This is a genomic window from Algoriphagus machipongonensis (assembly GCF_000166275.1).
In the GTDB taxonomy this organism is placed as follows: Bacteria; Bacteroidota; Bacteroidia; order Cytophagales; family Cyclobacteriaceae; genus Algoriphagus; species Algoriphagus machipongonensis.
Genome location: NZ_CM001023.1, coordinates 1,310,275 through 1,332,092, shown reverse-complemented (window position 1 = coordinate 1,332,092; position 21,818 = coordinate 1,310,275). Strand labels below are relative to the sequence as shown.

Genomic DNA, 21,818 nt, shown 5'->3' with positions numbered 1-21,818 from the left:
TTCTGGATACTAGATTTTAGAACCTAGAATCAAGACCTTCGGAATTCAAAACTTCGAAGGTCTTTTTTATGATACTCAAGACCGATAAACTGAAGGAAAAGAACTCTATCAGGAAAATGGCTTTTCCATTTATTTAAAACAATATACCAGTAAGACAATCGCGATTGAACTTACATTAACCTAATTCTATTTACCTTTCATTTCCCCGTTTGAATCTGCTATTTTGCAGACTGAATCAAAATCGGATTTAAACCGTACACGGTATTTTATACCTCGTACCTCATTCATCCTATGAAATCGCATAATTTAAAGCTATACAACACTCTTTCCCGCAAGAAAGAGAATTTCCAAGCCATCAATCCTCCTTTCGTAGGTTTATATGTTTGTGGCCCGACAGTTTACGGTGATGCACACTTAGGTCATGCCCGTCCGGCAATCACTTTTGATACAGTCAACCGATACTTGACACACTTGGATTATAGAGTTCGCTATGTCAGAAACATTACTGACGTAGGCCATTTGCAAGGTGATGCTGATGAGGGAGAAGATAAAATTGCCAAGAAAGCGAAACTTGAGAAGTTGGAACCCATGGAGATCGCTCAGCAATACACTGACTCCTACCATAGAGATATGGCCTTGTTAAATACTTGGAAACCGAATATTGAACCAAGAGCAACAGGTCATATTCCTGAACAAATCGCTCTTGTTGAAGCCATATTAAAGGAAGGATTAGCCTATGAGGTCAATGGCTCCGTATATTTCGATACTTTGAAGTACAATGAAAAGACTCCTTATGGAAGACTTTCAGGGAGAGTAATAGAGGAGCTAATGAGTGGCAGCAGAGATCTAGATGGTCAAAGCGAAAAGAGAAACCCTGTAGACTTTGCCTTATGGAAAAATGCAGCTCCTGAGCATTTGATGAAATGGGAGTCTCCCTGGGGAATCGGTTTTCCTGGATGGCACCTAGAATGTACAGCCATGAGTTCAAAGTACTTGGGCAATCACTTCGATATACACGGTGGTGGAATGGATTTGATGTTCCCGCATCATGAGTGTGAAATAGCACAGGGTAATGCATGTAACCATCAGGATCCGGTAAACTACTGGATGCACAATAACATGATTACCATCAACGGGCAGAAAATGGGTAAGTCCTTAGGTAATTTTATTACCCTTCAGGAATTATTCAAAGGAGAACATAAACTGCTTGAGCAGGCTTATAGCCCGATGACCATTCGTTATTTTATTTTGACTGCCCATTATCGATCTACTCTAGATTTCTCCAATGATGCCTTAAAAGCAGCTCAAAAAGGATATAAGAAACTGATTAATGGTTTGAGAATCGCCAAAATGCTGGAATATCAAACATCGGATGTGCCAGTAGATGAGAAACAGATTGAGCAAATTGAAAACAGTATTACCAATGCTTACCGGGCAATGGATGATGATTTCAACACCGCTCAGGCAATTGGCCATTTATTTAATTTATTGAAAAAGATCAATTCCATTTACACAGGGCAGCTAAAGCCCGCCGTTTTTGGAGAAGAAGTATTTTCAAAATTGATTTCCACTTTCATTACTTTCGTGGAAGATATCCTAGGTTTAACTGAAGAGAAATCAGATACTCAAAACAAAATGATTAATCTGCTTTTGACACTTTATTCAGAGGCGAAAACAGCTCGGGATTACGCAAAAGTTGATGAAATCAGAGCAGGTTTGAAAGACTTGGGATTTGTAGTAAAAGATATGAAAGACAAAATTGACTGGGCATATGAAGAATAGATTTTGGCTTATCGGGGTATTGCTTTTTGCCTGGGCATGTAGCTCTTCAGAAAATAAGAATGAAAAAGTAGAAGAAACGCCACCTAAGCCTTTTCCTGCTTTTTCTCCAGACTCTGCCTATACTTATATTCAAAAACAAGTAGATTTTGGACCAAGAGTTCCGGAAAGTCCTGGTCATCAAGCTACAAAAGAATGGATCATTGCTAAGTTCGAGTCCTTCGGACTAACAGTAAGTACCCAGGATTTTGAAGCCACTACCTATGATGGTCTTACTTGGGATTTAAGCAATATTATTGCCTCTTATCAACCAGAGGCGAAGAAAAGAATTATGCTTTCTGCGCACTGGGATTCAAGAAGAATTGCAGATAAAGATTCCCAGGATATGGATAAACCTATTGATGGTGCGAATGACGGTGCAAGTGGCGTTGGGGTATTACTGGAAGTAGCCAGAGCCATTCATTCCCAAGAATTAAAGCCAGATGTTGGTATAGACTTCATCCTGTTTGACGGAGAAGATGATGGTGAGCCAGAGCAAACAAGAGTCCGAAATACTTCCCAGGATTTTTGGTGGTGTTTAGGTTCTCAGCATTGGTCCAAAAACAAACACATTCCAAATTACACCGCCTATTATGGCATCTTACTAGACATGGTAGGTGCCAAAGGAGCTAAATTCTATTATGAGGGCTATTCTCGTCAATATGCCTCAGGAATTCTCAAAAAAGTGTGGGAGAATGCTGCTAAAGTGGGTCATAGTGACTTTTTTGTCATGCGAAATACTCCAGAGATCCTAGATGATCATGCTTTTGTCAACGAGTACGCGGGTATACCTATGATAGATATCATTCAGTTCTCCCCAGATTCTGGATTTGGACATTATCATCATACCCATAGTGACAATATGGACTTGATTGACAAGAGAACTTTGCAAGCTGTGGGAGAAACTGTTTTATTTACAGTATATCAAGAGTAATAATTAGTTAATTCGGGCTATTCCAAAAGAAAATCCTGAAACTTATAAAAAAAACACCATGAAAAAAGGGCATCAGGTTACCATGAAGGAAATCGCCAAAAAATTAGGCGTTTCTGTTTCCACTGTTTCCAGAGCCTTAAAGGACTCTCCGGAACTTCATCCTGAAACAAAAAGAAAGATCGTGGAGATGGCTAATGAGATGAACTACCAACCCAATCTCTTGGCTCAAAGTCTTCGAATCAGCAGGACTAAAACACTCGGGGTGATTGTACCAGAGATAACATCTCACTTTTTTGCCTCCTGTATTTCAGGAATCCAAGATCAAGCGAACGTCAGAGGATATAACATCATGATTTGTCAATCCAATGAGAACTTGGAGCTTGAGATTGCAAATATCAAAACCCTGGTCGCTACTCAGGTAGATGCTTTATTAATTTCTCTGAGTCGTGAAACCAACCATTACGAGCACCTTTTTGAACTTTACAATCGAGAAATTCCATTTGTTTTATTCGACCGTGTTCAAGAGGACATTCCTGTTTCAAAAATCACATTTAATGATGTGGGTGGCGCCTATCAAGTCACGAAACATTTACTGGAAATGGGCTGCAAAAGAGTAATGTATGTTTCAGGACCAGAAGACCTCTACATTAGTAAGAAGAGGAAAGAAGGGTATTTAAAAGCACTTAAAGACTTTGGAATTAAAGAAGAAAAAGAGTTAATAAAAGTAACTGATCTGACGACTGAAGGGAATATTAAAATTGCCGAAGAAGTACTTGAAATGGAGAACAAGCCTGACGGAGTGTTTTGTATTTTTGATCCGGTAGCAATGGATGTTATGACTTTGTGGAAAAGCAAAGGTGTGAAAATACCAGAGGATATTGCCTTGGCGGGATTTACCAACAACCCGACTTCCGCTGTTGTGGAACCAGCTCTTACAACTGTTTCTCAACCTGGCTACGAGATGGGGAAATTAGCTGTGAGTCATTTACTGGATCAGTTAGACGGAATTGCTTCCGACGACCCTATTTCCATCGTACTAGAGACTACTCTTGTGCCTAGAAAATCCACTCAAACCAACCTATAAATGCGCGAAAAAATCGCAAAATCCTTTCTTGAACTTTTCAAGAAGGAGCCATTAATTTCTTTTGCCCCAGGAAGAATCAATTTAATAGGAGAACACACCGACTACCAAGAAGGGTTTGTATTCCCTGCTGCAGTTTCCCAAGGAATTTGGGTAGGTATTTGTAAAAATGAAACAACTGTTTCAAAAATCCATTCTTTAGATTTTGAGGAAGATTTTGCATTTGACATCAATGATTTTTCTCCGAAAAAAGGACATTGGGCAAACTACATCATGGGGATGGTTTCCCTGTTGAAGCAAGCTGGATATCCTGTTAAAGGCTTTGACATTGTCTTTGGTGGCGACATTCCAGTAGGATCTGGACTATCGTCCTCCGCCGCTTTATCTGTTGCCATCGGAACTGCTATCTCAGCGGTATTTGATTTCAAAATCTCTAAAAAATCCATTGCCATTTATGCCCAAAAGTCTGAGCACCTTTTTGAAGGACTCAACTGCGGAATCATGGATCCCTATGCTTCTGCCTTTGGCAAAGAAAATCATGCGCTTTTACTTGACTGTAGAAGCAATTCCCACGAGGAAATCCCACTAGAGTTAGGAGGTTACTCTCTGTTGCTGACCAATACAAATGTCAAGCATAAATTGGCAGATTCTGCTTATAACAAAAGAAGAGAAGCCTGCGAAAAGAGTGTTGAGATTCTGCAGAACAGCTTCCCTGGCATTACTACTTTGAGAGACCTTACTCCAGATGATCTAGCAAAAGTAAAGGAGTTATTGCCAGTAGAACTTTTCCCTAAGGCCAAACATGTGATTATGGAAGACCATCGGGTAAAAGAAGCAGGCGACTGTTTAAAAAACAGTGATTTAATAGCATTTGGAAAGCTTATGTGGGAATCTCATGAAAGTCTTAGCAAAGATTATGAGGTAAGTTGTCCAGAATTGGATTTTTTAGTCAAGTCTTCTAAACAGAAACCTTATGTTTTGGGTTCTAGAATGATGGGAGGCGGATTTGGAGGATGTACAATCAGCCTCTTAGAAACTAGTAAAAAACAAGAATTAAAAGACTATCTATCAACTCATTATAAGAATCAATTCAACATCGACCCTGAGTTTATAGAGGTAACCCCTTCTGAAGGAGCAAGAATTTTAGGTTAAGTAGAAAAAACACAAAATCTATAATACTATTGTTTCAAAAAGAAAAATTGATCCAAAACGCTGATTTTTAGATCAATTTTAGGTTACTTAGGTGCGTTTTATTGATCTTACCCAAATTTTCGAAAGTTTAACAATATGAATTACCCAAAAAACCTACGTAGCCTGCTTATGATTGTGCTATTAGTAAGTTTGGCAACTTGGAGCTGTAAAAACAAACGCTCAGGGGAACCAAAAGTACTTGTATTTAGCAAGACAGCAGGATATCACCATGAATCTATTCCTACAGGAATAGCAGCCATACAAAAGTTAGGAGCAGAAAATGGCTTTACGGTAGACACTACTACCCAAGCAGACATGTTCAATGAGGAAAACCTCGCTCAATATTCCACTGTAATCTTCCTCAGCACTACCGGTGATGTGCTAAATAATTATCAGGAAGCTGATTTTGAACGATATATCCAAGCAGGTGGTGGTTATGTAGGAATACATGCTGCAGCTGACACGGAATACAACTGGGGCTGGTATGGCCGCCTTGTTGGAGGGTATTTTACGGATCACCCGGGGATCAATGACCCCAATCCAAATGTTCAAGCAGGACAAGTCACTGTCAAAGACGCGAGCAATCCTTCCACTTCATTTCTTCCCAATCCTTGGGAAAGAACAGATGAGTGGTATAGCTATAAAAACATGAATCCTGATGTTCATGTATTATTGGAACTTGATGAAGACTCCTATAAAGGAGGTTTTGATATGGGGGTTCACCCAATTGCCTGGTTCCATGATTATGATGGAGGTAGAGCCTTCTATACTGGTGGTGGACATACTAATGAGTCTTACTCCGAAGAGCTTTATTTAAAGCATTTATTAGCGGGAATTCAATATGCAATCGGAGATAACTTAGAGCTTGATTACAGTAAAGCAAAATCTAAGAGAGTTCCTGAGGAGAATAGATTCACGAAAACTGCTTTATCAGTAGGTGAATTCACTGAACCAACAGAGATGACCATCCTTCCTAATTTGGATATTTTGGTTGCACAAAGAAGAGGAGAGATCTTGTTTTTCGATAATGAGACAGAAGAGTTAAAAGAAATAGCTAAACTCGATGTTTATTGGAAAACGGAAGTTAGAGGTGTGAACGCTGAAGAAGGGTTAATGGGAATTCAAAAAGACCCTAACTATGCGGAAAATGGATATGTCTTCGTTTATTATGCTCCTTCTGGAGATGAAGAAATCAATAGACTTTCTAGATTCACCTTCAAAAATGACACTTGGGACATGGCTTCCGAAGTTGTGATTTTGGACGTTCATTCAGATAGAGATATCTGCTGCCACACTGGTGGATCAATTGCATTTGATAAAGAAGGAAACTTGTTCCTTTCTTTGGGTGATAACTCTACTCCTTTCAACCAACAAGACTCTAAATTCGTAAACAATGGATTTGCTCCTTTGGACCAAAGACCCGGAAGAGAGCAATTTGATGCTCGTAGATCTTCAGGTAATGCAAATGATCTAAGAGGTAAAATTCTTCGAATCAAAGTAAACGAAGATGGTTCTTACGACATTCCTGAAGGAAATTTGTATCCAGTAGGAACAGAAGGAACAAGACCTGAGATCTATGTACAAGGAAACAGAAACCCATACAGAATTTCTGTTGATCAAAAGAATGGATTCTTGTACTGGGGTGAAGTAGGGCCAGATGCAAATGCTGACAGCATGAGCACAAGAGGACCTCGAGGCTATGATGAATTAAACCAGGCAAGAAAAGCAGGTAATTTTGGATGGCCTTATTTTGTAGGTAACAATTATCCATATCGTGAATTCGATTACGTAACAGGTGAGTCTGGCGAGGCTTTTGACCCTAATGGCCCTATCAATAACTCGGTAAATAATACCGGTATCAAAGAATTGCCTGAACTAGCTCCAGCATTTATTTGGTACCCTTATGGTGAATCCAAAGAATTCCCATCAGTAGGATCTGGAGGAAGGAATGCAATGGCAGGCCCAATCTATTACTCTGACATGTATTCTGCAGATACCAAGATGCCTGATTACTATGATGGAAAGATTTTCATCTATGACTGGATCCGAGGATGGGTAAAAGCAGTAAGCATCAAAGAAAATGGTGATTTTGATAAGATGGAACCATTCATGCCAAGCACCAAATTCAACGCATTAATGGATATGGAAATGGGTTCTGATGGACGTATCTATATGCTTGAATATGGAAATGGCTGGTTCTCGAAAAACCCTGATGCAGGATTATTTAGAATTGATTATAATGGAGGAAATAGGGCACCAGTGGTGAGTGATATTTCAGCAAGTAAAACTTCTGGAAGCAATCCTCTAACGGTGACATTTACAGCTACTTCAAGCGACCCAGAAAATGATCCACTCACTTATACTTGGGATTTAGGGAACGGTCAAACTGAGACCACAGAAACACCTTCTTTGGAATATACTTTTGACCAAATTGGTGAATACGAAGTAAAAGTTACCGCAGCGGATCCCGATGGATTGGAAGGAACTAGTGGCATAGCCAGCGTATATTCAGGAAACACTGCTCCAAAAATTTCCATTGCTGTGAAAGGAAATCAAGCTTTCTATTTCCCTGGCAAAAAAGTGAATTACACCGTTTCGGTAGAAGATGAAGAAGATCCAAACGCATCAAATGATTTAAGCACGCTGTATGTTTCTGCGGATTATATCGAAGGAATGGATCAAGCCGAATCTGACATGGGGCACAAAGTGATGACTGAAGCCATGTTAGGAAAATCTCTTTTCACCACATTGACTTGTAAAACCTGCCATAAAGAAGCGGAGGCATCTGTAGGACCGTCTTACATCAATGTAGCAAAGAAATACGATGATGGAGATATTGATTATTTGAAGAACAAAATCAAAAATGGTGGCGGTGGTGTCTGGGGAGAAACAGCCATGCCTGCTAATCCAGACATGAAAGATTCTGATCTTAGTGCATTGGTTGCTTACATTCTTTCATTGGATCAAGTGAACACTCCTTCCTTGCCTGCTTCTGGTTCTGTTAGCCCAACGCTTGATAAGCAAGCAACACCAACAGGTATGTTTATGCTGAATGCTTCTTATACAGATAAGGGTAGCGAGACAACGAAGCCACTAACAGGCTCTTCTACCCTTCTCCTAAGAAGCAATACCATAGACATGGGCAATGTCAGTGAATTAGCTGGAGGTTATAGCAGTATGAGCTACGAAGGAATGAACTTAGTGATGGTTCCTAAAAACGAAGCTTCTTTTGCAGTTAATCAAGTAGACTTGACGGATATTTCTTCAGTAACAGCCACAAATGCAACAATGGGAGAGCTTGGAGATGATTATACTTTCGAACTACGTTTAGATAGCCCTACAGGTGAGCTAGTAGGTTCTGCTACATTTACTCAGAAACCATCTAATGGCCCAGAAGGAGCTCCTAATTTCGGATCCTTCACCATTCCGGTGACAGGTACTACTGATGGAAATCTACACCAATTGTTTATCGTGACGAAACCAAATAATGATGGAGGTAACGGCACTTTCATAGTGTCAGGTTTAACCTTCAACGCCAAATAACCCAACCTTAAGTCAAGTAAAAAGCCATCTACAAATTATCGTGGATGGCTTTTTTTATTTCTTTAATTTCTAGTAGAGGGTCTACTCTGCAAATACCTGATTCAAAATCAAGTTTTGGATATCTACCGGTGACAAGGTTTTACTTTCAGTCAGACTTTTATTTTTACTAAAAAAGACGGGATGATCTAAAGCATCCTCTGGAATCCTTCCATGTGCTCCTTTTACCAAGCTAGCCTCCAAGGGAATCACATCCATTAGATACCTGAATCCCAATTTCTTTTTCAAAACCTTCATCCCTACTTTGGCCATAGGAAACTTGAATTCAGGATTGACAAATAACTCAACTGGATCATATCCTGGCTTTTGATGGATCGCAACGCACCTTGCATAATCTGGTGCTTTTGCATCATCCAACCAGAAATAATAAGTAAACCAAGAATCCTTATCAGCCACCACTACAAAATCTCCCGATCTCTCATGGTCTAAATGGTATTCTTTTTTACCATCTTCATCAAGAATCAGATCTATACCAGGCGTCTCTTCCAAAAGCTTTTTCACTAATGGCATATCTTCTTTGTCCTTAACATGAATATGCGCCAATTGATGATCTACCACAGCAAACGCACGGCTCGTTCCAGCATCTAAAGTTTCTAATCCCAATTCATTTTTGACTTGAATGAGCCCTGCTTTTCTAAACACCCTATTAAGGTGAACTGGGTTTGATACGGAGGTAATCCCATACTCAGAAAGCAAAATCACTTCTGCCCCTTGATTTTCGTAATAGGTAATCAAATCCTCACAAACAGCATCTATTTCATTCAAGTCTTTAGAGATCTTTGAGAAATCAATACCATACTTCTGAAGCCCATAATCCAAATGTGGAAGATAGATTAAAGTTAATGTAGGATTCTTCCATTCATCCACCTTTTTTGAAGCCTCAGCTATCCATTTGGTGGAAGCAATATTTGCATTTGGCCCCCAAAATGAAAACAGAGGAAATTGCCCCAGCTCATCTTGAAGCTTATCTCTCAAATCCATGGGATGAGAATGGCAGTCTGGTATTTTCCTACCATCTGAAGGGTAAAGTGGTCTTGGAGTAACTTGATAATCCGCCGTGGAGTACATATTGTACCACCAAAACATATTGGACACCGTAAATTCTGGGTTCTTCTTTTTGGCAAGGTCCCATATATTTTCAGCCTGAATCAGCTTATTAGATTGCCTCCAGAACTTAATTTCACATTCATCCTTGAAATACCACCCATTCCCCACAATCCCATGATCAGTAGGCCACTTTCCCGTAAGGTAAGTGGTTTGGGCGGAGGTAGTAACTGCGGGCAATACCGGTTTAATACTCGCCTGGTGACTTTTGGAAGTCCAATTATTTAAAAAAGGCGTGTGTTCTCCAATCAATCGACTTGAAAGAGCGACCACATCTATAACTACCGTCTTTTTCATGATTATTTTAAATTTTCAGATACCCATTCCAGTTCTCGAATAATAGAACTTTGGATATCTATATTCATTCCCTCAGGAAGCACATCCCATGTATAAGTTTCTACTTCTAAGTGTTCTGTAACATTCTCTTCTTTCAAATAATCTAGTACTTCCAAAATATCAGACTGTGTAGAAGCCACAGCACCGTAGTCTTCAAGAAAAACAGGAACATGGAAATGTATTCTCCATTCTTTTAATTTGGTTTGATCTAAAACGGCTAAAGCTCGATCTAAATCTCTAAAAGACTCAAGCTGTCCATCCGCATTTCTACCAATTACCTGATGTAGATAAGTGGATTCAGCGAATGGAACCAATGTTTTCCTGATAGCATCTTTACTTTCAATCGACTCGGGAATATCAATTTTTAAAGCCGCAGAAATCTGAATTTTCCCAATTTTGATGCCTGCTGACTTCATTGCCTGAAACACCGCCCTTGGTTTTTCATAAACCAAGGCAAAGTGACAAACATCGTAACAAAGTCGAATGTGGTCTTTGATAGCATTTTCGGCGTCTTCCTTACTCATAGCTAGGCTATCCATCAAATCTCTAGCCCCCATTGGCAAAAGCCAATCTTTATAAAAAGCCAGCATTTCGGCTGTATTTTCCAAAATACCATCAGGCTCAGGCTCAATATCTAAATGAAGAACTTTGCCGGTTTTCTGCTTTATTTCTATGAGTTTTTCTACCACATGAACCATGTGGGTCGTCGATTTAGTAATGGCTCTTTCCAGCTCTTGCTGATTTTTATGCCAATATCTATAGGACAAAGGTGATGTAGATATCCCCCCTTCCATTCCTTCTGGTAGCAGTTCTGCTAATAGTTCAAAAAGTCTAATTGTATAATTTCTACGATCTTTTGTTGTCCAGTCTGGTTGATGAACCTTATCTTTCACTACTTCTCCATGGAAGCCTCCATAAGGGAAGCCATTCATAGTGAATACGTAACAATTATTCGCTGCCAGCCAAGTTTTGAATTTCTGTAATTCCCCATCCACTTTTAGTTCCAAGCTAGCTTTATTGGAGAGCCTCAAACCTATCCCAAATGGGGCATTTTTAGCTGCTTTTAACTGAATATTGGGAATATGATTTTGAAGGTTTTCGAAGGTCTCCCCCCAGCTTTCTCCGGGATGAATATTAGTGCAATATGTTAGATGGGTTCCTTCTTTCAGTTTCATTATCTAAAGTTAATTTTAAGCGTAATCAAGGCTAAATCAATTGGCAATCAATTGGTCTGCCTGAAAGGATTTTAATTTTTCTACCGCAGTGATGATCAGCGATTCATCCATTTCATGTACTTCAACACCTTTACCTAGTTGGTCCAATAGCATAATGGTGAGTTCTCCTCCTAAATGCTCTCTAAACTCTTCTAATCCTTTCAATAACATTTCTCCCGAAAGGACCTCATGGTATAGAGAGAAACCTAATTTCCCAATAAGTGTAACAATTCGATTTAACTCATCTTCAGTCAGCATTCCCTTCAAATAAGAATAAGTAGAATCCAATGCGATCCCCATAGCTACTGCTTCTCCGTGACGGATTTGATAACTGCTCAAGTGCTCCATCTTATGAGCAGCCCAGTGACCAAAGTCCAATGGTCTGGAAGAACCCATTTCAAATGGATCTTTCCCTGCGATATGGTCTAAATGCATTTGAGCGCAACGAACGATCAATTCCTGCATAGGCTCCATCTTTCTATTGGCTAGGTCTTCAGCATGAGCTTCAATCCATTCAAAAAAGCTTAAATCTTTAATAAGAGCTACTTTGATCGCCTCAGAAATCCCAGATCTCCAATCTCTATCATCTAAAGTTAGAAGAAAATTGAAATCGTTTAATACGGCATAAGGTGGGACAAATGTTCCCAGGTAATTTTTCTTACCAAAAAAGTTAATTCCATTTTTGACACCAACGGCGGAATCATTTTGCGATAAAACGGTGGTTGGAATTCTTACTAATCGGATTCCACGGTGGGATACTGCTGCTGCAAATCCTACCATATCCAAAACTGCTCCACCCCCAATAGCCACAATGTATGAATGTCTATCTATCCCATATTGATGAGTTGCTTCAACCACTTGCTCGTAATATGCAGGGTCATTTTTCGATGCTTCTCCTCCGGGAACAATGAGTGGGTCGGCACAAAGCTTAAACTTATCTGAATGTGCTTCAGCATATTCTTTGATTTGATTAAGCAAGTTGGGATGCGCTTCATATACACCACTATCCACCACAAAGTAAACTTTACCTCCTTTTCCGTTGTCAAGTAAATTCGCCAAGGTACCTTCTTCTTTGTCAAAGACATTTTCAGAAAATATTACCTGATAGGTAAAAGGCACGGAAAACGATTGTTCTATTATTCTTTTCATCAATTAATCAATCTAAAACAGGGGCAAAAGGTTCTTTCAGGCTGCAATTTATCGTTTTACTGGAAGGAAAGATTCAAGTCACAGCAAATTTCTTAGCCAACCATAAAGAAATTGGCAGCAAGATTAATACAATCAAAGCATATATCCATCCTGCAAAAGCAGCAGAAAGTGAAGCATTTAGGATAATTAAAGAAATAACAGCTGCTTTCACTGCTTTTCCTATCAATTTAGGTTCTTGCTGTTGGATGGCCTTTAGTAATGGAGGGAAGATCATATAACTGAAGAGTGCAATAAAAGGTAATACTTCTAGCGGTTTATCTCCTATAGAAAAAGCCAAGTATCCTATGACTCCAATGATCAATACATACATGCAGAGACCAGCAAACAAGGCTGACCTATTTTTCCCATGTACCTCTCCTCTACTAATCATGGTGATCGCTGCTACGAAAATCAAAGGTATTAACCCTAAAAACGCATATTTCTCTACCAGGTTAGGCATCACACTTACACCCAAGAGCAAATTACCTGCCCTACAAAGCCCCATATTGATCGGACCAAAGAAGCTTTGGTGCTTTCCCCAATAATCATAGACTACTGCGCAAATAGCCACAGATAAAGCAAGACCTCCCGAAAGCAGACTTACTTGTGCTGCCGCAAATACTCCTATCGCCAATAATAAAAAAGCCATGATTGCAGCGCTTTTCTTAGAAGCTCTACCGCTGGGAATAGGGCGCTCTGGCCGTTCTATCGCATCAAGATCTGCGTCAAACACATCATTAAATGCAACTCCTCCACCATAAAGGCCTATCGTTGACAAAACCAACCATGCCAGATCGAGGAAAAAGTCTGATGAGGTATCAAAGGAAATGAGAACATATCCGGTACCTGCAATAGCAAAACCTGCTAAAATGTCGGCGACCGCAGTCACCACATTAGCAGGTCTTGTTAATTGTAAATGCGCAAAAAACTTTGAATTTGTCATCAATTAATTCTCCACACGGTCACTTGGACCTTCCACTCTTGGGACTTGTCCCCCTCTCAAAACTGAATTTCCAGACATTTTCTTGGTTTGGTCAATAGGCTCAGCATTTAACCAATCTGTTTCTTCCATTTGACCACTTTGACCATATGCTTTCAATGCATTTTCATAGCAAGTCATTTTGATATGCTCCTCAGGAATACCCATTTTCCTCATCAAAGCAGCAGTTTTTGGTACTGCTAAAGGATCTGAAATACCCCAGTCCGCCGCAGAGTCCACGATAATTCTTTCTGGACCATATTGCTTGACAATCTCCACCATTCGCTCACTCCCCATTTTGGTGTGTGGATAAATAGTAAAAGCTGCCCAATACCCTCTATCCAAGACTTCTTTTACAGTTTCTTCATTGTTATGGTCCACAATCACCATGTTGGGAGCTAAACCATGCTCCTCACTTACATCCATGCTTTTTGTGGTTCCCTTCTTCTTATCTCGGTGTGGAGTATGTATCATCACCGGTAAATCCATCTCTTTTGCAAGATCTAATTGCAAACGATAATATTTATCCTCTGCAGCAGTTTGATCATCGTAACCAATTTCTCCGATGGCAACAACTCCTTCTTTTCCTGCATACAACGGAAGTAATTCCATCACTTCTTCAGCCAAGGCCTCATTATTGGCTTCCTTAGAATTCAAACCGATGGTGCAATAATGAACGATTCCAAACTGCTTGGCACGAAACCTTTCCCAACCTACAAGACTACTAAAATAATCTTTGAAACTTGCTGCTTCAGTTCGAGGTTGCCCAAGCCAAAATGCCGGCTCGATTATCGCGACAATCCCGGCTTTTCTCATAGCTTCGTAATCGTCTGTTGTTCTGGAAGTAACGTGAATATGTGGATCTATGAACATTTCCATATCTGCTGATTTTTGTTATTTTTTTAGTCTTCTGGCAAGATCAATTTCGCTCAAAAGCTTCCTGACCTATTGCCTCCCAGGTTATAAACCCTGACTTGATTTTTTCTTCAATTTTAGGATATTGCTTTAACAGAGCTTTAGCCTCCGGATAATCGCTCATATTGCAGGCTAGCAATGCTGCTTTTTGCTCAAGCTCATCTCCTCCTTCTACAACCTTACGGATATCCTGAATATTTTCCTCTGAAATAAAAGGTCCGACAAACCTCCAAAGTTCAGGCATCACATCTCTACCTGCTGCCCATCTCTCATGTGCAAAATCAATAATGATCCCTGCCAGGGCAAGATTTGCACGTTGATCTGAATTTTGAATTTTATAAAGTGGTCTCTGCATAAAGATCGCCTTGACTACCATCTGGTTCCAGGCATCTTCATCAAAATAGGTGGATGGATAAGGGTTATTTAAAGCCACCGCATCAAAAACAGAAGTAATATTTGTTCTCAAGCCTTCTCTAGCTCGGCCTACCATCTCCTTTGAAAAGGGCATCACAGGCAAAGCAGCATAGAGCGCCTCTAATTCATACATGTCGCCAGTTTCAATAATTTTTGAAGCATGGACTTCCAAGAAGTAGCGTCCTTAGCAGGAAACTGAAGTAATAAATAAGTTCTGGCAGCTTGCACCTGATCCCATAACTCCAACTCTAAACCTTGATTAATAGAGGCTATTTCCGCCTTCTCTTCCTCGCTTAACTGGAGGGGATTCCTTTTAAAATACCGGGATACTTGGCTAAACCCTATAAAGAAATCCATCTCCTTTTCCGATAAGATTATTTTCTCTCTCTTTTGAGATAACCACACAATAGACCTCTCTTCGACTTGAGAGCTAAGTGCAGATAAAAGAATTGTTGCTATTGGGTTTACTGAGTTCGGATAAGACATTTCGAACGTTCTGTTTAGAAGGATTAAACAAGCTTTTCAAAGGTAAAGCAATATCTTATTTTTTAATTTTAGAATAATACCAGCGGTCAAAAAACCCCTCTGTTTTACCCCAAAACTGAGAATAATCATGTTTTGAAGATTTTTCTAATAAGATCAAGTCCTTTATGTTATGCTTTCTTTTCTGGAATCGAAACGATTCAAAAAAAGAAAAGATTCCCTATTTCGTCGCTGATTCCTTTTCCTCCTTGTAAAAAGAAAATATTGGATTTTGTGTATGAGATTGCTCCATCAAAGCTTTCAATTCTTCCATCTTTTCTGGGTTTTCGGAAGCTAGGTTCTGAGTCTCTCCCGGATCCTTACTTAAATCATACAATTCCAGCGTTGGCTCATCACTCCCAAAAACTTGAAGCTTGACACCTTTCCAGTTTCCTTGTCTAACTGCCTGCTTACCCCCTTGCTCGTGAAACTCCCAATATAAAAACTCATGCTTTTGCTGATTTCCCTCTCCGAGCAAGGTTGGAAGAAATGAGATTCCATCGATGGATTTCGTGATTTTTTCTCCTCCGATAGCAGCAAAAGTCGGTAACAAATCCCAAAATGCTGAAACATGATCAGTGGTACTTCCTGCTTTGATTTTATTTGGCCACCAAGCGATCATTGGGGCTCTTACTCCTCCTTCATACAAGTCTCTCTTAAATCCTCGGAATTTCCCATTACTGTCAAAAAACTCAGGATCAGCACCACCTTCTCTATGAGCACCATTATCTGAAGTGAAAATGATAACAGTATTTTCCGATAGACCATTGCTCTCCAGCTTTTGCAGAACTTCCCCTACATAGCGGTCAATCCTTTCTACCATAGCAGCAAATGTAGCATGCGGATAGGGTTGAGATTGGTAACCAGGAATACGCATATCAGGCCCATAATCAGCTCCATTCCCGGCCACATAAGGCTTTTCATCTGGGAACATTGCTCGGTATTTCTCCATGATTTCATCATCTGGAGCAGCTAATTCAGCATGAGGTGTGACAATAGGCATAAATAAAAAGAACGGGTTCTCCTTATTCTCATCTATAAACTCAAGCGTTTTCTCTTGGATTAAATCAGGAGCATAATCGCCCTTTGTTGTCCAATCATTTCCTGGCAAGTCAATTTTTTCATCATTATGCCAAAGGTAGGCGGGGTAATACCTATGGGCATATCTTTGACAATTGTAACCGTAAAACTCCTCAAACCCCTGGCTAGCCGGCTCCCCTGTGGACCCAATGAACCCAAGTCCCCACTTACCAAATGCTCCTGTCACATAGCCCGCTTGCTTCATCACTTTGGCTACAGTAAGGACGGAATCAGGCATAGGAAATTGACCCTCTGGTTGCACTTCAGAATTACCTCTAATCGGAGTATGGCCTGTATGCATACCTGTTAAAAACGAAGAACGAGAAGGTGCACAAACGGTAGAACCTGAATAAAAATCGGAGAAAAACATCCCTTCCTTTGCCAATCTATCAATATTGGGGGTTTCTATGTATTCCTGCCCTAAGAATCCTAAATCTCCATACCCCAGGTCATCCGCTAAAATGAAAATGATATTAGGCTTTTCCGGACTGGCCTGTTCCTCTTGTTTTACTTCGCTTTGACAAGAAATCAAGAAAACTGAGAAAAGCAGGGATCCCAGAAGATTGAATATTCGATAATTGGGCTTATTGTTCATAAAATGCTAATTGAAAACACTGAATTAATAAGAAAAGCTCAACCAAGAACAAACTTGATTGAGCCTCTAAATTTATGACATATTTAATAAACTCTACTTTTCTGTCCAATCTACATGGGTATCCTTCCAAGCTCTTTCATTGGCAGATTCAAGGACGGCTTCACAAACCTTTTGGGTCTCGTAAGCATCTTTGAATGTTGGATGGCAAGACTCTCCAGTATCCAAACTTTTAAAGAAGTCTGCTACTTGATGAATAAAGGAATGCTCATAGCCTATAGAAGTCCCTGGAATCCACCATCTATCCATATACGGATGATCTCCATCCGTTACATGGATTGATCTCCATCCACGAACTTGTCCTTCATCATCATGATCAAAATACTCCAGTCGAGTCAAATCATGTAAATCCCAGCGGATAGAAGCATGCTCTCCGTTGATTTCAAAAGTGTATAAGGCTTTATGTCCTCTAGCGTATCGAGTGGCTTCAAACAATCCTAAAGAACCATTATCAAAATGACAATGGAATTGGCAAGCATCATCAATGGTTACTTTTTGTTTTTCTCCACTTCCCTGATGTACTCTTTCTTTGATAAATGTCTCCGTCATCGCAGATACATCTTTGATACCACCATTGATCCACATAGCGGTATCAATACAGTGCGCTAATAAATCGCCTGTTACACCGGAACCCGCTGCAGCTGCATCCAACCTCCAAAGAGCATCTCCTCCTTGTGGCAAATCTGGGCTAATCGTCCAATCCTGTAAGAAGTTAGCTCTATAGTGAAATATCTTACCCAGTTTTCCTGAGGCTACAATCTGCTTTGCCAAAGTCACTGCTGGTACTCTTCTGTAGTTATACCAAACGGTGTTTTTAACTCCTGCTTCCTCTACTGCCTCCACCATAGTTTTCGCTTCTTCCAAAGTTCTTGCCAGTGGCTTTTCACAAAGGATCATTTTACCAGCTTTGGCAGCAGCAATGGCTATTTCTGCATGTTTATCATTGGGCGTACAAATATCAACGGCATCAATATCATCTCTTTCAATGATTTTTTTCCAATCGGTTTCATATGAATCATATCCCCATTGTTCAGCAAAGGCTTTGGCTTTCTCTTCTCTTCTCGAACAGCAAGCTTGAAGGACAGGTCTATGACCATATTCAGAAAAGAAGTCTGCCAACCGCTTATAGCCATTGGTATGAATCCTTCCCATTAATCCGGTACCTATTAATCCTATTCTTATATATTTTTTATCACTCATGATTTATCTCTTTAATATTTTGAATTATTTCTGGACTCATTTAGGAAGTTTCAAGACCAACCATGTGCATCACGCACTTTGATCATAGCTGCCAAAATATCATTCCAGGTTTGTTGGTTCTCCATTACTGAATTTGGGAACATACATCCATCCCAGCAGATGTGTTTGAAGGCTTTTGTCAACTCTCCATTTTCATCTCTGAGCCAATAACCTGCATCATTTGCGATATCTAAAAGTCCATTGGGATCTGTAGCTTGGCAATGGCGCCCTGTTTTATCGTGAGAACCCGAACCAAACACAGATCCATCATTTTGAGCCACATGAAAATCAATGGTCCAAGGTCTTAATTCAGCAGTGATCTTTTTCAAAGCAGCCTTCACCACTTCTCTATCCTTTAAATCTGCACTTTCAGGAATAATGCGATGTTCAGGTGCATTGTACCCTAAAGTGTATAAAAAAGTATGTGACATATCAGCTTGCAAGCCAATATTAGGTCTGTCGACCATTTCAAGAAGCTCTTTCATGTACTTCCAGCTGTGCATAGCTCCCCAACAAATTCACCTTCAGCTGCTAATTTTTCCCCATATCCAGCGGCAATATCACAAGCCTCCCGAAAGGTATCAGCAATAATCTTTGTGTTTCCTGCAGGGTCTTTTGCCCATTCTTCCACCGGTGCAGCCGAATCAATTCTAACTACCCCATAATGCCTAACTCCCAATTCATTTAATTGCTTCCCAAACTCACACGATTTCTTAACCATATCAAGAAAAGTCTTCCTTTGGTCAGCTGTTCCCATGGCGGATCCTGCCCAAATGGGTGCCACCATAGAACCTATATTCAAATTTAATTTAGATACTTTATCCGCTAACTTTTTAGGTTCATCTGGATTATCTAGATCAAAATGAGGCTCCAACAGGCCAATATCTAGCCCATCAAATTTCACTCCGTTCACTTCCGCCTTTGCTGTCATTTCCAGCATGGTATCAAAAGGAATCACAGGCTCCGAATCCGGCCCTTTACCTACTAATCCTGGCCAAGTTGCGTTATGTAGTTTTGGAAAATTGTTCATAGTCAAAAATGGGTTATTTGTTATTGCATTAGTTTATTTTCAAGTGAAAGGAAAATTGCTATTCCACCACTTTTAAATCTGGATTATCAGGACCAAAATGTTTTAACATGACAATTGGATCTGTTTTGGAAAGATTTGTGATTTTCACTCCTGCGTTTGCTGCCTCTTCTGAAACAAAATACTCGTCATGTGTCAATTGACCAAAGCGAATCAAAGATGGAGTTTCTATGTCCCAAGTCCCCATCGTACCATGGCCTTGCATCATGATCATTCCATAAGCCGCGCTGTCCTTGATAGTCACAGTCTCACCAGGGAAAATGGTCAGCTCTTTGGCACTGTAGTCATGAGATCGGTAGCAAATCCACTTATCATCATACCCATCTGCATTCATTTGAGCTCTGTCTTTCACAGGAATCGGCTCCATGTATCGGGTTTCTAATAAATTAGGATTCACATTCAATTCCCAGTCAATCATTTCCACCAATAAATCATAATCTCCTACTCGATCTTTTGGAGTAGCATTCCATAGTAACTCCTCTGGAATTATCGCCTCATTAACCAGGGATTGGTACATGGCAAAAATATCTGATGCCTTTTGTGGCTCATAAGTACATAAACTTCCCGGTGCATGTAGCATGCCCGGGGGAACATCCCAACCTGTTCCTGGCTGAAGCTTAAATGCCTGAGAATAATTGGTGATTTTATTATCTCCCACATTGAAATTCATCAAGCACTCTTTTATTTGCTCTTTGGTAGTCCCTGGAGCAATTCCGAAAAAGGTATATGGGAAATCTCCACCATGATTATTTAGCTGCGGAGGATAATAATAAGCTTCAGGCTTTCCATTTTGCCCGGTTAACTTACCAAATTCATCACTCGGATGAATATGATGGGGTAGCGGCCCCATGTTGTCAAAAAACTTAGAATACATCGGCCAAGCTTTGTACTTGTTCCAAAGCCTATCTCCGATTATTTTACCTCCCAATTCATCAATAGCATCTTTTAAGAGAAACAATTCGGTCTTTCCGCCATCTTCAAAAGCTATATGACTTAACCCTTCATTCTTACTTGTCAAAGGGCCATTTTCTGCTGGAGTTGTTGATGAAAACCAGCGCTCATCAATCCCACCTCTTGCACCTCCAAGACTATAGTAATCATCAGGATGTAATTTTATTCTCCTCCCTGGTACACAGAATGACCGTGGGACCCAAGTCGGGGTTAATCTAAGTATCCCCTCTCCTTGTTCGAGGGCTTTTTTTGCTAAACTCATGGGTTTATTGATTTGTATTGTATAGTTCTAAGTTTAAAATTCTTTTACATCATCTCCCGTAAGTACTTCCAGTTTTAGATGATAGGCTTTACTTTCTCCGGGCTTCAATTGAATCAATGTTCCGTTTTCTCTCGCCGCCCCTTGTCCAATAGGTGGATTAGTCGCTGGCTCTAAAGCGGTAACGTATTCATTTTTACCCCAATGTTGCCAATGGATTAACCATGGCAGTTGCTCTTTTGAAAAACTGATTTTTAGAGCAAGTGCCAACTGGTCATTTGCAAATCCACAAGTTACTTGAGAATTCTCATCCTCTTTGGGCTGAATAAATGCGACATCTTCCCCAAACCCTACATGTTCCTCTAGTGGTGGAGCACATTTAGTAAACTTGTGTTCCTTATTAAAAGCAGTGTTATTTTCATCATTTGATTTGGGAACGATCTCCCCATTCCAAATAATTCTTGTATCCTCATCGATTAGTGGCCAACCACAATTGATATGATAGAGTAACATATGAGGTGCTAAAGTATTTCCTTTATTCACGACTGTATCCTCAACATGAATTGCAGCCTCCCCGAGCTTCCCTGAAATCTTCCTTGTCAGTTCGAGGCTAGGTCCAAAAGTGCTGGTTTCCCTGATTTTCCCTACAAGCTCAAAGCTTAAATCACCTGAACTTAAATCTGGATTTTTGATGGAAATCAGCTCCCCAGGGATATTACTGAAGTTTCCATGTAATCCTCTCTCTCCCAATTCATCTGAATTAGGTGGTCCTGCATTGGATAGTCCACAAGTAGTCAATATCCCTCCGCCAAAAGTCCTTAACCAATCAATTCCCTTATTTGAAAAAGGTTGCGGAGCAAAAACCCCAGCATGACTGATCCATGAAAGACTACTCTCATTATAGAAGCAATCCAAAATATCAAAACCTCTATCCAACAACACTTTATATCGAAGCCCAGTCCCTGTATTAATCCAAGCGACTCTAACACCTCTCCCAAGTCCATTATCAAGAACAGAAGTTTCTATCCCTCCTAATTGATGAGCATTGGATATTTTGTGCTTCCAGGGTTCTATTTGTGCTATTTTGGGTGAATTCATCTTCTATAATAAGGTCATAATTTCTAATTCTGAGTCCTAAATCCCATCCTGTAGTGTCAGGTTTTAAAAGTTAATTCTATCCACCAGACTTATCAAGAATAGGTTGATCAATGGTCAAATAATTAGTTAAAAAAAAACACCGGTAAAACAGATCGT

Annotated in this window: 16 protein-coding genes and 1 pseudogene; 5 read left to right on the top strand and 12 right to left on the bottom strand. The window is 40.0% G+C overall.

Annotation, left to right across the window (positions count from 1 at the left end; genetic code table 11):
* The first annotated feature begins 291 nt into the window (after positions 1-291).
* The 5 genes from cysS to ALPR1_RS05770 all read left to right on the top strand — a co-directional run bounded on the left by cysS (position 292) and on the right by ALPR1_RS05770 (position 8,567).
* Positions 292-1,782 (top strand): cysteine--tRNA ligase, encoded by a 1,491-nt coding sequence (gene cysS, locus ALPR1_RS05790; protein WP_008199125.1) that lies wholly within the window; start codon positions 292-294, stop codon positions 1,780-1,782.
* The gene (locus ALPR1_RS05785; protein WP_008199124.1) at positions 1,772-2,752 is read left to right on the top strand and encodes a M28 family peptidase; all 981 of its coding nucleotides are present in this window, start codon (positions 1,772-1,774) and stop codon (positions 2,750-2,752) included. Before cysS ends, ALPR1_RS05785 begins: the two co-directional genes overlap by 11 nt.
* Before the next feature lie 58 nt (positions 2,753-2,810).
* Positions 2,811-3,836, top strand: coding sequence for a LacI family DNA-binding transcriptional regulator (locus tag ALPR1_RS05780; protein ID WP_008199122.1), 1,026 nt, complete (start codon positions 2,811-2,813; stop codon positions 3,834-3,836).
* Positions 3,837-4,985, top strand: coding sequence for a galactokinase (gene galK, locus ALPR1_RS05775; RefSeq protein ID WP_008199120.1), 1,149 nt, complete (start codon positions 3,837-3,839; stop codon positions 4,983-4,985). It abuts the gene before it with no gap.
* A gap of 168 nt (positions 4,986-5,153) precedes the next feature.
* Positions 5,154-8,567, top strand: a complete 3,414-nt coding sequence (locus ALPR1_RS05770) for a ThuA domain-containing protein (RefSeq protein ID WP_237701622.1) — start codon at positions 5,154-5,156, stop codon at positions 8,565-8,567.
* A gap of 81 nt (positions 8,568-8,648) precedes the next feature.
* Here the strand turns inward: ALPR1_RS05770 and ALPR1_RS05765 are convergent, their stop codons facing one another.
* The 12 genes and pseudogenes from ALPR1_RS05765 to ALPR1_RS05715 all read right to left on the bottom strand — a co-directional run bounded on the left by ALPR1_RS05765 (position 8,649) and on the right by ALPR1_RS05715 (position 21,662).
* A complete protein-coding gene (locus tag ALPR1_RS05765) occupies positions 8,649-10,025 on the bottom strand; it encodes an alkaline phosphatase family protein (RefSeq protein WP_008199115.1) in 1,377 nt (458 codons plus the stop codon).
* Positions 10,026-10,027: 2 nt separating this feature from the next.
* Positions 10,028-11,239 carry a metabolite traffic protein EboE gene (gene eboE / locus ALPR1_RS05760; protein WP_008199114.1) on the bottom strand — a complete coding sequence of 404 codons (1,212 nt, stop codon included), beginning with the start codon at positions 11,237-11,239 and terminating at the stop codon, positions 10,028-10,030.
* 36 nt (positions 11,240-11,275) lie between these two features.
* The gene (locus ALPR1_RS05755; RefSeq protein ID WP_008199113.1) at positions 11,276-12,427 is read right to left on the bottom strand and encodes a 3-dehydroquinate synthase; all 1,152 of its coding nucleotides are present in this window, start codon (positions 12,425-12,427) and stop codon (positions 11,276-11,278) included.
* 73 nt (positions 12,428-12,500) lie between these two features.
* Positions 12,501-13,409, bottom strand: coding sequence for a UbiA-like protein EboC (eboC, locus tag ALPR1_RS05750; protein ID WP_008199112.1), 909 nt, complete (start codon positions 13,407-13,409; stop codon positions 12,501-12,503).
* A gap of 3 nt (positions 13,410-13,412) precedes the next feature.
* Positions 13,413-14,324: a TatD family hydrolase gene (locus ALPR1_RS05745; RefSeq protein ID WP_008199111.1), complete on the bottom strand. Its 912-nt coding sequence runs from the start codon at positions 14,322-14,324 to the stop codon at positions 13,413-13,415.
* 40 nt (positions 14,325-14,364) lie between these two features.
* Complete coding sequence (locus ALPR1_RS20975; protein WP_237701621.1) at positions 14,365-14,907, bottom strand: EboA domain-containing protein; 543 nt, start codon at positions 14,905-14,907, stop codon at positions 14,365-14,367.
* Complete coding sequence (locus tag ALPR1_RS20970) at positions 14,895-15,260, bottom strand: hypothetical protein (RefSeq protein WP_237701620.1); 366 nt, start codon at positions 15,258-15,260, stop codon at positions 14,895-14,897. The genes ALPR1_RS20975 and ALPR1_RS20970 overlap by 13 nt, the downstream gene beginning before the upstream one ends.
* A gap of 217 nt (positions 15,261-15,477) precedes the next feature.
* Positions 15,478-16,971: an arylsulfatase gene (locus ALPR1_RS05735; protein ID WP_040302589.1), complete on the bottom strand. Its 1,494-nt coding sequence runs from the start codon at positions 16,969-16,971 to the stop codon at positions 15,478-15,480.
* Positions 16,972-17,064: 93 nt separating this feature from the next.
* Positions 17,065-18,228: a Gfo/Idh/MocA family protein gene (locus tag ALPR1_RS05730; protein ID WP_008199109.1), complete on the bottom strand. Its 1,164-nt coding sequence runs from the start codon at positions 18,226-18,228 to the stop codon at positions 17,065-17,067.
* A 50-nt stretch (positions 18,229-18,278) separates the two neighbouring features.
* Positions 18,279-19,297: pseudogene (locus ALPR1_RS05725) on the bottom strand (sugar phosphate isomerase/epimerase family protein).
* 58 nt (positions 19,298-19,355) lie between these two features.
* Entirely contained in the window at positions 19,356-20,567 is a 1,212-nt protein-coding gene (locus tag ALPR1_RS05720) for a cupin domain-containing protein (RefSeq protein ID WP_008199108.1), read from the bottom strand.
* 33 nt (positions 20,568-20,600) lie between these two features.
* Positions 20,601-21,662, bottom strand: coding sequence for an aldose 1-epimerase family protein (locus tag ALPR1_RS05715; RefSeq protein WP_008199107.1), 1,062 nt, complete (start codon positions 21,660-21,662; stop codon positions 20,601-20,603).
* Positions 21,663-21,818: the final 156 nt, after the last annotated feature.